This window comes from Halobacteriovoraceae bacterium (genome assembly GCA_020635115.1).
GTDB lineage: Bacteria > Bdellovibrionota > Bacteriovoracia > Bacteriovoracales > Bacteriovoracaceae > JACKAK01.
In genome coordinates this window covers 264,267-277,826 of sequence record JACKAK010000006.1, presented here as the reverse complement: position 1 = coordinate 277,826, position 13,560 = coordinate 264,267, and the positions used below count along the sequence as shown (strand labels likewise).

The 13,560-nt window shown below is 32.9% G+C and carries 15 protein-coding genes; 13 read left to right on the top strand and 2 right to left on the bottom strand.

The features are described 5' to 3' along the window. Window positions 1-63: 63 nt before the first annotated feature. A complete protein-coding gene (locus H6622_11400) occupies window positions 64-1,170 on the bottom strand; it encodes a prolyl oligopeptidase family serine peptidase (GenBank protein ID MCB9062118.1) in 1,107 nt (368 codons plus the stop codon). A gap of 155 nt (window positions 1,171-1,325) precedes the next feature. Between H6622_11400 and H6622_11395 the strand changes: the two genes are divergently transcribed. From H6622_11395 to H6622_11350, 10 genes are all read left to right on the top strand, one after another. Next, window positions 1,326-1,649: a hypothetical protein gene (locus H6622_11395; protein MCB9062117.1), complete on the top strand. Its 324-nt coding sequence runs from the start codon at window positions 1,326-1,328 to the stop codon at window positions 1,647-1,649. A 40-nt stretch (window positions 1,650-1,689) separates the two neighbouring features. After that, window positions 1,690-2,430 (top strand): hypothetical protein, encoded by a 741-nt coding sequence (locus H6622_11390; GenBank protein MCB9062116.1) that lies wholly within the window; start codon window positions 1,690-1,692, stop codon window positions 2,428-2,430. A gap of 39 nt (window positions 2,431-2,469) precedes the next feature. Continuing rightward, complete coding sequence (locus tag H6622_11385; protein ID MCB9062115.1) at window positions 2,470-2,934, top strand: hypothetical protein; 465 nt, start codon at window positions 2,470-2,472, stop codon at window positions 2,932-2,934. Further along, on the top strand, window positions 2,927-3,421 hold the full coding sequence (locus H6622_11380) for a hypothetical protein (protein ID MCB9062114.1): 495 nt from the start codon (window positions 2,927-2,929) through the stop codon (window positions 3,419-3,421). The genes H6622_11385 and H6622_11380 overlap by 8 nt, the downstream gene beginning before the upstream one ends. Before the next feature lie 32 nt (window positions 3,422-3,453). After that, entirely contained in the window at window positions 3,454-4,128 is a 675-nt protein-coding gene (locus H6622_11375; protein ID MCB9062113.1) for a hypothetical protein, read from the top strand. A gap of 85 nt (window positions 4,129-4,213) precedes the next feature. Then, window positions 4,214-5,224 carry an ABC transporter permease gene (locus tag H6622_11370; protein ID MCB9062112.1) on the top strand — a complete coding sequence of 337 codons (1,011 nt, stop codon included), beginning with the start codon at window positions 4,214-4,216 and terminating at the stop codon, window positions 5,222-5,224. A gap of 8 nt (window positions 5,225-5,232) precedes the next feature. After that, window positions 5,233-6,279 carry an ABC transporter permease subunit gene (locus H6622_11365; protein ID MCB9062111.1) on the top strand — a complete coding sequence of 349 codons (1,047 nt, stop codon included), beginning with the start codon at window positions 5,233-5,235 and terminating at the stop codon, window positions 6,277-6,279. 9 nt (window positions 6,280-6,288) lie between these two features. Then, window positions 6,289-8,079: an ABC transporter substrate-binding protein gene (locus tag H6622_11360; GenBank protein MCB9062110.1), complete on the top strand. Its 1,791-nt coding sequence runs from the start codon at window positions 6,289-6,291 to the stop codon at window positions 8,077-8,079. Then, window positions 8,076-9,047 (top strand): ABC transporter ATP-binding protein, encoded by a 972-nt coding sequence (locus H6622_11355; GenBank protein ID MCB9062109.1) that lies wholly within the window; start codon window positions 8,076-8,078, stop codon window positions 9,045-9,047. The genes H6622_11360 and H6622_11355 overlap by 4 nt, the downstream gene beginning before the upstream one ends. Next, entirely contained in the window at window positions 9,044-10,009 is a 966-nt protein-coding gene (locus tag H6622_11350) for a dipeptide ABC transporter ATP-binding protein (protein ID MCB9062108.1), read from the top strand. The genes H6622_11355 and H6622_11350 overlap by 4 nt, the downstream gene beginning before the upstream one ends. Before the next feature lies 1 nt (window position 10,010). Here the strand turns inward: H6622_11350 and H6622_11345 are convergent, their stop codons facing one another. Then, window positions 10,011-10,781 carry a hypothetical protein gene (locus tag H6622_11345; GenBank protein MCB9062107.1) on the bottom strand — a complete coding sequence of 257 codons (771 nt, stop codon included), beginning with the start codon at window positions 10,779-10,781 and terminating at the stop codon, window positions 10,011-10,013. A 166-nt stretch (window positions 10,782-10,947) separates the two neighbouring features. Between H6622_11345 and H6622_11340 the strand changes: the two genes are divergently transcribed. Genes H6622_11340 through H6622_11330 form a run of 3 tightly spaced genes read left to right on the top strand, consistent with a single transcriptional unit; the run spans window position 10,948 to window position 13,554 of the window. After that, window positions 10,948-11,988 carry a hypothetical protein gene (locus tag H6622_11340; GenBank protein ID MCB9062106.1) on the top strand — a complete coding sequence of 347 codons (1,041 nt, stop codon included), beginning with the start codon at window positions 10,948-10,950 and terminating at the stop codon, window positions 11,986-11,988. Then, window positions 11,975-12,910, top strand: coding sequence for an iron ABC transporter permease (locus H6622_11335; GenBank protein MCB9062105.1), 936 nt, complete (start codon window positions 11,975-11,977; stop codon window positions 12,908-12,910). The genes H6622_11340 and H6622_11335 overlap by 14 nt, the downstream gene beginning before the upstream one ends. Further along, entirely contained in the window at window positions 12,907-13,554 is a 648-nt protein-coding gene (locus tag H6622_11330; protein ID MCB9062104.1) for an ABC transporter ATP-binding protein, read from the top strand. Before H6622_11335 ends, H6622_11330 begins: the two co-directional genes overlap by 4 nt. The last annotated feature ends 6 nt before the right edge of the window (window positions 13,555-13,560 follow it).

The window sequence follows — 13,560 nt, the reverse complement described above, 5'->3', positions numbered from 1 at the left end:
GAAATTTATGGATAATGTCGCAAGATTTCTATTGGAAAATGAGTGTTTTACTTAATCAAAAGACTATCGAATAAAATCCTTAACTGATGCAAGCTTATTCTCACAAAACCTGTTTCCTTGCTGTACATGTGTTGATTTTAAAAAATGGGCCATTACCTTATGGGAGAATGGATTACTATAGGGCATTCCCTGACTTCCTCCACTCCACTCATGGCCAAGATTATCAATATCATAAAGCTCTAGTCTAATATCGAGCACATTTGAAATATAACTCTGATACTCATAAGGAAATTTCTGGTGCTCAATTTTCTTATTTTTTCTTGTGAACGTTTTTAATTTGTTTGCGGCAACAGCATGTTCTAAAAAAAAGTGAAACTGATCAAATAATAATTTTGAATGGAGATTTGTAACATAAGGATCATCTTGTCCATGTACGATCATGATTCTTTTTAACTTTATTTGATGTTCAGGTTGCAAATATTTAATACTTTCTTCCATTAGCTTATGGTGGCTTTTTTTAGGGCCATTTTTCATAGATTTTACTATCTTTTGATAATTTCGATGATAGTCCAGGAAAAATGTAAAACGACTAAAAGTATTACTAGCATATGGCATACCTGAATGCAGGATTGCACCAGCAAAAAGTTCGGGTCTCGTGAATATAAGATTTGTTGCCATTATTGCACCGGCAGAGATCCCTGCAATATAGATTCGATCTTCATCAACATTATTGTTTTGAACATAAGTTCTAATCTGAGTGTAAATATCTTCTAATTCAAGACCACCCTCTGGTTCTTGATTGGCCTTAAAAAACCAATTCCAACATCTTTTGGGGTTATAAAGTAAAGACTGCTGAGGTGATATAAAATGAAAGTTTGAGCTATTTGCAAACTTGTGAATTTGTGTGATTTTGATGAAGTCACTAGCTGTCTGATTACAACCATGAAGTAACACAATTAAAGGAAGTTTATTCCCTTTAAAATTGTTTGGACGGTAAAAGTAATTTTTAGGGTCATTCCCTTCCCCCGTTACTTTATAGTTCGCATAGTTCGCAAGCGCAATACAGGGATATAGAAAAAGGAGACAAAAAAAATTTAAAATATGCATAAATGTTTTTACTCGAATGGTTGTATCTTTTAAAGGGGAAAGTCGTTTATTGACACCTTGCATATGTCGTTTTGACCCCAAGACGTAGTAGAAGGCCCTAATCAAGTTAGTATTTTTATAGGTTTAAGGTTTTGTAAGTTGGCATCTTGTTCGCATATGTTTAATGTCTTTAGCTTTCCAGGATGGAAAGTTGCGTTTGAACAAGAAAAGGAGTTCGTGTGAAACGTCTATTTTTTTTCCTTTTAATTCTTTTTAACCATCCAGTATTCTCAACTCTTAAAGTAACAATTCCGTGTCCTGACCAATTGATTGCCAAGCTAACAGGACAACGCGACATTTCATCACAAGAATCTCAGCATGTTTATACAAATTATGATTTTCAAGTGGTTAAAACAAATATGGCCAATTTAAGTACTGGTAACTCTTATACATTAAAGTTGTTAAAGTATGGCCCTTTGAATTTTATTAGAGGTCTAACTTATAAATTAAGTTTAAGAAACGGCCTTGTATGTGATGTCACTACATATGAAAAAGAAAACTAGGATATCATAGATGTTACAATTTCTTTTAGCTTTGACATTTATGTCTAACCTGTTTGCCTATACTTTTACAAACGATTTTCAAAAAGGGATGTATTGGAAAAACTTTCCAATTGAGTTTTACTTTTATTCAGACAATCAGGATGAAAGAGAAGAACTGAGATCCGTACTAAATCAATCTATTGAGATTTGGGAAAGTAGTATAGGAGAGAACGTTTGGTTTGATAATGGTATTATTAGCATTGACCAAATTTTGAGGGAAAACAATATTAGGTGGTCTCATGACTTTGGAGTAGAGACGGGACATGATCCTGTAAGTACTTTGGCCATTACTGTACGCTATGCTGTGGGAACTTTTTTTGAGAGAACTGAAATTATTCTTAATGCTGGAAATCCAAGGTTAAAAAACAATGAGGATGGACTTCTTTTGTCAACAATTCTCCATGAACTTGGGCATACTATAGGATTAGACCATTCTGATGGGGGTACAATTATGTCTGCACGAGCAAATGGTATTACTACTTTACAACTAGATGATATCGAAGGGGCCTTGGCCGCACTTGAAGATATGAAACATAAACAAGAAATTGGATATATTTCACCTTTTAGCATTTCAAACTCAAAAAGTAATTCATTATTTGTTGGGTGTGGAACAGTTGAATTCGTAAATAATGATGATTCAGATCCTCCTATAGGTGGTTTTTTAGGTTCTTTACTTTTAGGTATTATATTTGTATTGCTTTTCAAAAATCTTATGAGAGCATTTTTGCCTATCACAATTTGATTCCTAAATTATTAAGATCTAACGTTCGATATGATATCCATGAGTGATGTCGAGCAAATACACACCGTTTTTTTTCTTAAACTTAAAGACCAATTGGACAATGATTTTATACGACTATCTGTCGAATTATCTGATTATGGATGTATGTTATTACCGATAGATTTTTCCAATCTTTCAACAGTATTATCCGCTCAAAATAACAACGTCATTTGCATCATCAAAACCATTGCTGAACTTGAAAAATTTAAAAAAATAAGAAATAATTTCTTTCAATTGGGGATTTTAAGTGGAAAAGTAAACTTAATTGAAATTACTTCTTTTTCAGAAACTCCAAATAGTTTAGCAATCCACAAGAAAGGTACTTATAAATCGATTCGTTTACCAATGCCAGTAGAATACATTGGAAAAAAAATCTGCCAATTTATATTTGAAAATGATAGAAGTTTAGAGAGATGGCCAGGTGGTAAAAGGGCCAAATTGCCAGCGGATATAAACAATGGATGAAAAGCAAGAAAAACTAAATGTGATTACAATCTTAAAGCAAGATGCAACCAATCTTTTTGAAAGGATCGTTTATAGAGAAGCCGATTACCTTTATATAATGTCAATGAGAAGAACTCGCGAACACTTTAAAGATATTTTTAAAAATCGATATGACAATGTTGGTGTTGCAGACTTGAAACTTATGACTGATGAGCTGATTACGGCCTTTGACCAGTTCTATAAAAAAGTCGATGAAATTAAATGGTATCTTTTTCAAACAGAAGATTTACCTGTGATGATTTCAAAAAAGCTACATCATGATTTTAAAGATCTTAGAAATTACATTGAACAAGTTTCCCTGTATGCAAATGCTGAAATTGAGACTTTAAAACCAGAAAATGTTTTTGCTTCTTTACTTGAAGATAATGATGAGATTATTGAAGGTGAGGAAGTCTTTGTTGATGAAGAGTCTTATGATGATGAGACACCTGATATTCCTTCCGCATAGAAAAAATATTTAAGACCTGTCATGATATTAACATGAGAATAGTCTATCTAATTACCATACTTTTTTTATCAAATTCTATTTTGGCAGAGAAATTAGATGGTTACTTCTCTGGCCGGATCTCAAAAGTAAATGAACGTGCTTCATTAGTTAGATTCAAAGTAGATTTTGATAATATTAAATATATTAATAAAAAAGACAAAATTGAGTTTTGGAATGAATATAGTGATATTAAGAGATGTAAAGGTTATGTGAATGGCAAAAGTAATGATTATATTCTTATCCGTGTACCTGACTTTAATTTTTGCAAAATAAATATTAGCTTAACTCTTGGGACTTATGCATTATTTTATAGTAAAGATTTGGAAAATAATCTAAAAATGGGCCGTGAACTCTATAGAGTACTGATGAAAAAAAGATTGGCCGTTGAAAGTATACTTAGAAATCGAGAACTTGAAATAAAGACTTATGTTCAAAAAGTTGGTGCGGTGAATAGTAGGTATGATGTTTTAAGACAAAAATTGGAACAAGAGTGGGAGCAAGAGCTTTCAAATCTTGCAAATGATAGGGCCGTTTCGATGAAAGAGTACAATGATCTAAAGATACGTCTTGATGAAATTGATTTGAAGATGGAAAGATATAGAATTCACGATCAAAATATGAAACTTGACCGCTGGTCCCTTGATTCGCGTCTATACTATAGAAAATAACTCAAGCACTTAGTAATAAAATGTTGGCCCACATGCTTTTCAATGGCCGATTCTTTTGCCACAATATTTGGCAGGAGTTCGAAAGATGATGGCCTATTTTTTACGTAGATTTACACTTATTCTTCCCACCCTATTAGGTGTTACGATTGTTGTCTTTGTTATGACACGTTTTGTACCTGGTGGCCCTGTTGAAAGAATGCTGCAAGAAGCTAGACAAGCTCAAGCTAGTTCAAACGCAGCTTCAACATCAGAAGCCCTCAGTGAGCAACAGCTAGAAGATCTTAAAAAATATTACGGTTTTGATAAACCTGTTCTAGTCAGTTATTTTATATGGCTTGGAAAAGTGTTGATGTTAGATCTTGGAGAGTCAACGAAGTATGGTGATCCTGTTTGGGATACAATTAAAGAAAGACTTCCTGTCTCGCTTTTTTACAGTATTATGACTTTGATTCTCACTTATGGAGTGTGTATACCTTTAGGAGTTTTAAAATCAGTTAAGCATAATTCAATTATAGATAATGTAACCTCTATTATGGTCTTTGTTGGTTATGCAATTCCTCACTACGTTCTAGCTGTTGCTTTACTTTATGTTTTTGCTTTTAAATTAGAATGGTTTCCAATGGGTCAATTTATTTCAGACAATTATGATGATTTGGGCCTTTGGGGAAAAGTTGTCGATGTAATTAAACATGCAGTTCTACCACTTAGTGCATATATGGCCGGTAGTTTTGCAGTTGTTACTTTTATGATGAAAAACTCATTAATGGATAATTTGGCAGCTGACTATGTACGAACTGCAATGTCAAAAGGTGTCTCTTTTAAAAATGCTATTTTAAAACATGCAATGAGAAACTCACTCATCCCAATAGCAACTTCATTTGGAACAAACTTGACAGCACTTTTAACAGGATCTTTTCTTATAGAAACAATTTTTAATATCAATGGAATGGGTCTGTTGATGTTTGAGTCTTTGGTGGAAAGAGATTATCCTGTCGTTCTAGGAGTTGTTGTGATCAGTTCATTTTTATTTCTTATCGGAAATATTATTTCTGATATATGCGTTGCTCTAGTTGATCCTCGAGTGCAATTTGAGTGAGGTGTTTTTTGATAAAATTTAATCCTCTTACTCTTAAAAAAATAAAACGATTTAAATCGATTAAAAGGTCTTATTTTTCTCTCCTTATTCTTTCACTACTTGTTTTTCTCTCTCTTTTTGCAGAGCTTTTTATTAATAACAAAGCACTCATCGTTCATTACAAAGGAAATATTTATTTTCCTATCGTTTCATCTTATAGAAGTGGTAAAGATTTCGGGGAAAATTATAGTTATGAGGCAAATTACAGAAAGTTAAAAGAAAAGTTTGCAAAAGAAAATAGTGGAAATTATGTCATTATGCCACTTATCCCTTATAATCCGTTTGAAAATGATCTCCCTGATGGAGTATATCCTCCCACATCTCCGGATATTTCTAGTTTTCATTTTTTGGGTACTGACTCTGTTGGACGAGATATTTTGGCCAGACTAGTTTTTGGTTTTAGAATCGCCATTATGTTCTCATTACTTTTACTCTTTTTTAATTATCTGATAGGAATAAGTGTTGGATGTATCATGGGCTATTTTGGAGGATTATTTGATTTGTTATTTCAAAGAATTATTGAAATATGGTCGAATATTCCTTTTCTTTACGTTGTGATAATTTTATCTTCAATTATCGTACCTAATTTTTATTCATTATGTTTTATTATGGTCTTTTTTGGCTGGATTCATATGACTTGGTATATGAGAACTGCCACCTATAAAGAAAAAACAAGAGATTATGTAATGGCCGCAAAGTCTTTAGGTGCTAGTGAATCAAGAATTATTTTTCATCATATTTTACCTAATTCAATTTCGATAATTGTAACCTTTATTCCCTTTTCGGTTGCCAGTGGAATTGCTGCCTTAACTTCACTTGATTTTTTAGGTTTTGGTTTACCAGTGCCCACTCCCAGTTGGGGAGAGCTTTTGAAACAAGGAATAGACAATTTAGATTCTTTTTGGATTTTAGGGCCAGTGGTTTTTTCATTAACCAGTGTTCTGATTATGATTACATTCATTGGCGAAGGAATCAGAGAGGCCTATGATCCGAAGAAGCATCTAACATATGAATAGGGAGATAGTATGCGTTTACTCTTATTATTAGCTTTTACTCTTAGCATTGGCGCAAGTGAACTTCCCAAAGATTTAAAATGGGAAACAAATTGGAATGATCCAGTCTATTCATCACCAGATGCTAAAAAAGGTGGAACTTACACATTGGATTTGGAAACATTTCCACTTACTCTACGATTAGTAGGACCAGATTCAAATGGACAATTTGCCAACCACACGAGACCTCTTACCATGGAATTCGGTCTCATTGATATTCATCCAAATACTGGAAATATTATTCCTGTTCTCGCTACGGAGTGGGCCGTAAGTAAGGACAAAAAGACTATGTATTACCGGATTAACAAAGAGGCCAAGTGGTCAGATGGAAAACCTCTAACTGCGGATGATTTTCTTTTTACAATCGAAATGATGAGATCTAAAAACATTGTAGCGCCTTGGTACAATACTTATTATACAGAGCAAGTCAAAGATATCCAAAAATACGATGACTACACGATTAGTCTCACTGCAAGTACTGCTAAATCACCAAATCTTCTGCACGCTAATCTTGGAATTTTCCCGACGCCAAAGCATTTTTATAAGGGAGAAATTCCAAAAGATTTTATCAAAAAATATAACTGGAAAATATATCCTACCGTGGCCGCGTACGAAATTTCAGATGTTCAAAAAGGTAAATCAATTACTTTAACGAGAATAAAAAATTGGTGGGGAGAAAATCACAAATATTTTAAAAATCGATTTAATGTAGATAAAGTTATTTTTAAATTAATAAGAGACAGAAACGTTGCTTTTCAACAATTTCTAAAAGGAAAAGTTGATCGTTTTAGACTCTATGAACCTGAATATTGGCATGATAAGACAAATAGTGAACCATTTAAAAAAGGATATATCTATAAAAGGTGGTCTTATAATAGTGCTCCTCAACCTTCATGGAGTATTACTCTTAACAAATCTCATGACTTATTCAAAGATATCAACGTCAGAAAAGCTATTGCACATGCAATTAATGTCGATAAAGTAAACAAGACAATTTTAAGAGGAGATACTCTTAGACAACAATCAATGTGGGTAGGTTATCGTGGATATTCAGATCCAAGTATCAAAGCAAGGGCCTATGATCTGACCAAAGTAGATGAGTACCTTAAGAAGGCGGGCTGGACAGAACGTGATGTTGATGGAATTAGGATGAAAAATGGAAAAAGGCTTTCTTTTACTTTAACTCACGGAAGACCTAAGCACAGAAATCGAATAGTTGTTTTAAAAGAAGAAGCAAAGAAAGCTGGAATAGAAATGAAAATTAAAGAGCTTGATGGTGCTGCTTCTTTTAAGGCCTTTTCAAATAATAAATTTGAAGCGGCCTATATCGGATGGGCCGCAGGATTTTATCCACAATATTGGGGAATGTTTCATTCGGAAAACGCTAATCAACCAGATAAAAACAACGTCTCAAACACATCTGATAAAGAGCTTGATAAAGACATTATGAACTTTAGAAATGGAACAAGTGATAAGGAAAGAGAAGCTTTATCTAGAAAGATTCAAAGATGGATTCATGACGATGGAGCGATTATTCCATTGTGGCTAGAGCCATTTGAAAGAATTGCCCATTGGGGATGGTTTGACTTTCCTAAAGAACCTACTACTGCACTTTCAGGTTATATAATGTTTCCTTTTACAGTTAATTTCGGTGGGATGTTTTGGATTGATGAGGCCAAGAAGAAAGAAATCTTAGATGCTCAGAAATCAGGTAAAAATCTTGGGGAAAAAACAATCATATTTGATAAGTATAAGTTAAAATGAGTGAAACATTACTAAGTATAAAAAATTTAAGTACCTCTTTTGAAACAGAGTCTGGTTTAATCAATGTATTAAATGATGTGAGTTTTGATATTCCAAAAGGTAAAACAATTGGAATTGTAGGAGAGTCTGGTTGTGGAAAGAGTGTAACTTCCCTTTCTATTATGAGACTCCTTCCTAGACCAATAGGAATGATCGATTGTGGAGAAATTATCTTTGATGGTATTGATTTAACCAAAATACCGATTGATGAAATGAAAAAAATTCGAGGGAAGAAAATCTCGATGATTTTTCAAGAACCTATGACTGCACTCAATCCTGTTCATAAAATTGGCAGACAACTCGGAGAGTGTTTTAGACTTCATTTCCCACAGATGAGTGAACACGAAATAATCAAAGAATCAATCCAGTTGCTTAAAGATGTAGGAATCCCCCTACCCGAAAGAAGAATAAATGAATACCCTCATCAACTCTCAGGAGGAATGAGACAAAGAGTTGTTATTGCTATTGCTTTAGCTTGTAGGCCAGAACTTATTATTGCTGATGAACCTACGACAGCTCTTGATGTTACAATTCAGGCACAAATATTGGGGCTTTTAAAGGGATTACAAGATAAATATAAAATGTCAGTGATGTTTATTACTCACGATCTTGGTGTGATTGCTCAAATTTGTGACGAAGTGGTTGTTATGTATTGTGGGCAAGTGGTTGAAAAAGGTGATTGCTTTGAAATATTTAAAAACCCAAAGCACCCCTATACAAAGGGTTTACTAAGCTCTATCCCAAGGTTAGATCAAACTCCCAAAACTCATCTTTTAACTATAGAAGGTATGGTTGCAGATTTAAATGCACTGCCAACGGGTTGTCGCTTTCAGAATCGATGTCCATATGTTGAAGAGTCGTGTACTAATCATCAAATTGAAATGGATAGTGATTTTATTCGTTGCCATAGGTGGAAGGAATTGCAATGAGTGAGACTATATTAACAGTTAAAAATCTTAAAAAATATTATCCTGTATACGGAGGTATTTTATATTCAAAAATTGCTGAAGTTCATGCGGTAGACGATGTAAGTTTTGAAATAAAACGAGGTGAGACCTTAGGTATTGTAGGGGAGTCAGGTTGTGGAAAATCTACCCTAGGAAAAACCATTCTTCGCCTTTATGAACCAAGTGCAGGAGATGTTTTCTTTGAAGGAAAGCGCCTAGCAGACCTTCCCAAGAATGAACTGAGAAGTATACGTCGTGAAATGCAGATGATTTTTCAAGACCCTGCAGAATCATTGAATTCGAGACACACAATTGGACATATTCTTGAAGAACCTTTTATTATTCAAAAAATTGGTACTCCACAGGAAAGAAAAGAAAAAGTTTTAGAGTTATTAAAACGTGTTGGTCTTCCCGAAAGTGCTTACTTAAGATATCCCCATGAATTTTCAGGAGGACAAAGACAAAGAATTGGAATTGCTAGAGCTGTTGCCCTTAAACCGAAACTTATCATATGTGATGAGCCTGTCTCGGCACTCGATGTTTCAGTCCAATCACAGATACTAAATCTCCTATTAGAACTTCAAAAAGAAATGAATTTAACCCTAATCTTTATTGCTCACGATCTTTCCGTCGTCAAACATATCTCTGATCGTGTTGTGGTTATGTATTTAGGTAAAGTTGTAGAAATTGCACATTCACAAACACTTTATGAATCTCCCTTGCATCCCTATACAAAAGCATTGATTTCAGCAATTCCTCTTCCTGATCCAACTCTAAGGCATAAAATACAAATTCTTGAAGGAGATGTACCTTCTCCATTAAATCCACCAAGTGGATGCCGATTTCACACGCGTTGTCCCCTTGCTACTGAAAACTGTAAAAAACAAATTCCTGAACTTAAGGAACATGGGCCAGAGCATGTTGTTGCTTGTTTAGAAATTTGAATTATAGAAATCCTATCAATGTTGTATCAGGTTCTGTGTTGTCCAGACTTTTTAGCTTTTGTTTTAGATCATCTAAGAACTTTTTATTCGTTTGTACTTGGATTTTTTCTATGAAATCTCTCGTGTATTTAAACTCAACGGATTCGTGTAATTTGAGAAGCTCTATTATATCTTTATTTTTAACATTTTGAAAAAAATAGAGATTTAACTTTAATGTAATAAGATAATTTTGGGTTTTGATTCTCTCCTTAAGCGTCTCCAATTCATTTTGTGTTAAATTATGACAAATTGACTTTGCAAGTTCAGAAAAAAAGACAGAATGTCTTTTATGTGGAAAAGTATTGAAAATAAGTCTTTCAAAGAGATCTATTCTCTGCTCAATAAAATCGATACTGCTCAAATTTGAAAAATACTTGTCAAAAGATTCTTTTGAGATTGTATTAAGTTTTTGTGCTTCAATTTTTTTTGAAATCTGAGCATTATTAATTTTCTGCTGATATTTCTCAAAAATTAAAAAATCTTTGTGAGATTTTGCTCGTCCCACAAACATTTCATTATAGTTAGTCTCTTTGATATAATTGATTGCACCTTTAATGATTGTTGAATTTGTATAATATTCATATGCTTCGGCAAATTGCTCAACCGCCTGAACGAGATCATTTTGATTGATATAGGCGCTATTAAAAAGTAAATCATCTGGAGTTGATTTTTTTTGACTTGATGCACAGGAACAGACAAGAAAAACCATTGTCAAAATTGTTAATACTCTCAATCGTCACCTCCAGGAAACTTATATCGCAACAAATTAATTATTTGGTCAGGACAATGTAAAAAAATTAAAAAATTGATCTCAATAAATACAGTTTGTTAGGAATGTAGGTAGAGGTTTTAATCATAATGCAAATATTGTAATATGGCGCGAAACTTAGGAAAAGAGTATGTTGAACTTTAGTAAATTTTTACTTTTTCTTCTTTTAATTAACCCTGGACAGACTTTTGCAAAAGATGGCCAGTGCTATACTGAAAGACTTTACAAGAATTTATACGCAAAACGATTTGAGTTAAATAAATCTAAAGGTGGTTTTGTTTTAAAACTAAAACTTAAAAATGATTCTTACTATCTCTTAACAAATGATAAAAATTTTTCACTCCATTGTCATGCTCATTACTTAAATACTCATGAACTCAATATTGCAAGTGTGACAGGTGCAGCAATATACCCATTTATGGAATTAAACTCAGTTAAGTTACTTAAATTTATCTCTCAACCTGAGTTTATTTATAGTCATCGTAAACTTAAATTAACTCAAGTGCTTTCTTACCCACTCAGAACAGAGTCACTTTTGCAAAAAAAAATTAACTTTCTCTTTTTTGATTGGGGAAATTTTTCTCTAAGTAAATTAGATAAATTAAATATTGCTTCTTTTCCATTATCAAATTTTTTAGAATCTCACCCACTAGGAAGAGCAGAATGGATTGTTGCTTTTGGAATTGTTCTTGGTAAATTCGAGCAATCAAAGAAATTATTTTCAATGCTTGAGTCGAATTACCAGCTTCTGTCTAAAAAGAATAAATCCACAGATGGTACAGTCATCGTTGCAGACTACTTTCGTGGTAAGTGGGTCATCCCATCTGAAAATAGCGATACGATTGTTTTGCTGAAGGACGCTGGACTTAAACCCTTAATCACAAATACTTCTCAGTCCCCAAAGATACTAAGAACTGAAGTTATTTTAAAAGAGCTGTCCAAAACAGATCTTTTACTGGCCTCTGGAAAGAAAGAAAACTTAAAAATAATTAAAAATAAACACCCATCTATGAATTCTTTGAAAATATTTAGTTATTCAGCAAGAGTCAATGAATATGGGGCCTATGATTATTGGGAATCTGGTGTCTTTCGTCCAGATTTGATTTTACGAGATCTTATCAATATCAAACAAAAACAACATAAGTCTCTTTATTATTATGAAGAAATATAAACTCATTTTTTTCTTGATTTTTTTCTTTGGGATTTGTCTTTTTTCAAAGCACGATTATACGGATCTTTCAGTTGTAAAAACAATAATCTTAAATATTAGGTTGCCAGAGTTAATAACGGCCTTTAGTGCAGGAGTTGGACTCTCTCTTTCTGGACTTGTCATGCAAATTATTTTTAAAAATCCACTGGCCGGGCCTTTTGTCTTAGGAGTGAATTCTGGGGCAACTCTTTTTTTAGGGATTTTTTTATTACTTTTTCCCTACAGTGCTTCTTTGTATTTTGGGATGATCCCTTCGTTCTTAGGGGCCCTTATTGTAATGGGCATAATATTATATTTTCTAAAAAATAATCCCAATCACTATATTTTACTTATTGTAGGCCTACTCGTTTCTTTTTTATGTTCAGGTATTTTAAGTATTATTCAACAGTATTTATCATCCGAAAATCTTAGAGAATATATTTATTGGGGGCTTGGAAGTTTTTCAACAACAGATATTGTTCAAAGTTTGATTTTATTTGCGAGTGTAATTTGCTTTTTACTATATATTTTTAATTGTTCAAGTGAGCTTAACTTGTATCAATTAGGACAGGTTCAAGCAATTTCATATGGGCTTGATGTGGAAAGAGTACAAAAAAAAATGATTTTATCTGTAGGTTTATTGGTTTCAATGATAACCAGTTTTTGTGGGCCAATCGTTTTTATCGGTGTGATTGTCCCTCATTTTGCAAGAATTATATTTAATACAAATTCTACAAGTAAACTCATTCAGGGATCTGTCATTATTTCAGGGATCTTAACAACGTCTATTATCTATATTCAAATCGTATTAGAACAAAATATACCAATTAATGCATTATTAAGCCTCATGGCCGTTCCATCTTTGATTTATCTCTTGATTGGAAAAAAGAGGAGCTTTGCATGAGCTTGTCAGTAGAAAATTATTCAATAGCTATTGGAGGATGTGAAATTTTAAAAAATATTTCATGTTCTTTTAAATCTTTTGGCATAACATTAATTATTGGTGAAAATGGTTGCGGAAAAACAACATTTTTGAAATCCTTTTTTAATCAAACGAAGGTTATTTCAGGGGATTTAAAGTTGTTTGGAAAACATTTAAGTCCTGCTGATTATTCAAACAATGTTGAAAAGTTTTCAATCTATCTGCACGAAGAAAATTTTTGGGATGGCCCTGTAAAGGAATATTTATCTATTGGAGAATTAAAAGAAGTTAATTCTGACAATTATAATGAAATCTCGCATTTGTATAATCAAAACTATAATTGCCTAAGTCAAGGGCAAAAACAATCTGTCAATTTATCAAAAGTATTGGCAAAAAGAAGTCAGGTCATATTTCTAGATGAACCTTTTTCTTTTCTTGATATAAAACAAAAAGAGATATTTTTTCAAAAAATTAAAGAAGTTTCTAGACATAAAACCGTCATCATTGTCTCCCATGATTGGGAATATTTGAAAAACAAAGTCGATCAAATTCTGATTATAAAATCTAAAAAAATGCTTCCTTTTCATAGGGATCAAATCAATATAGCAAATCCTCTCATCCAATGATTGGGC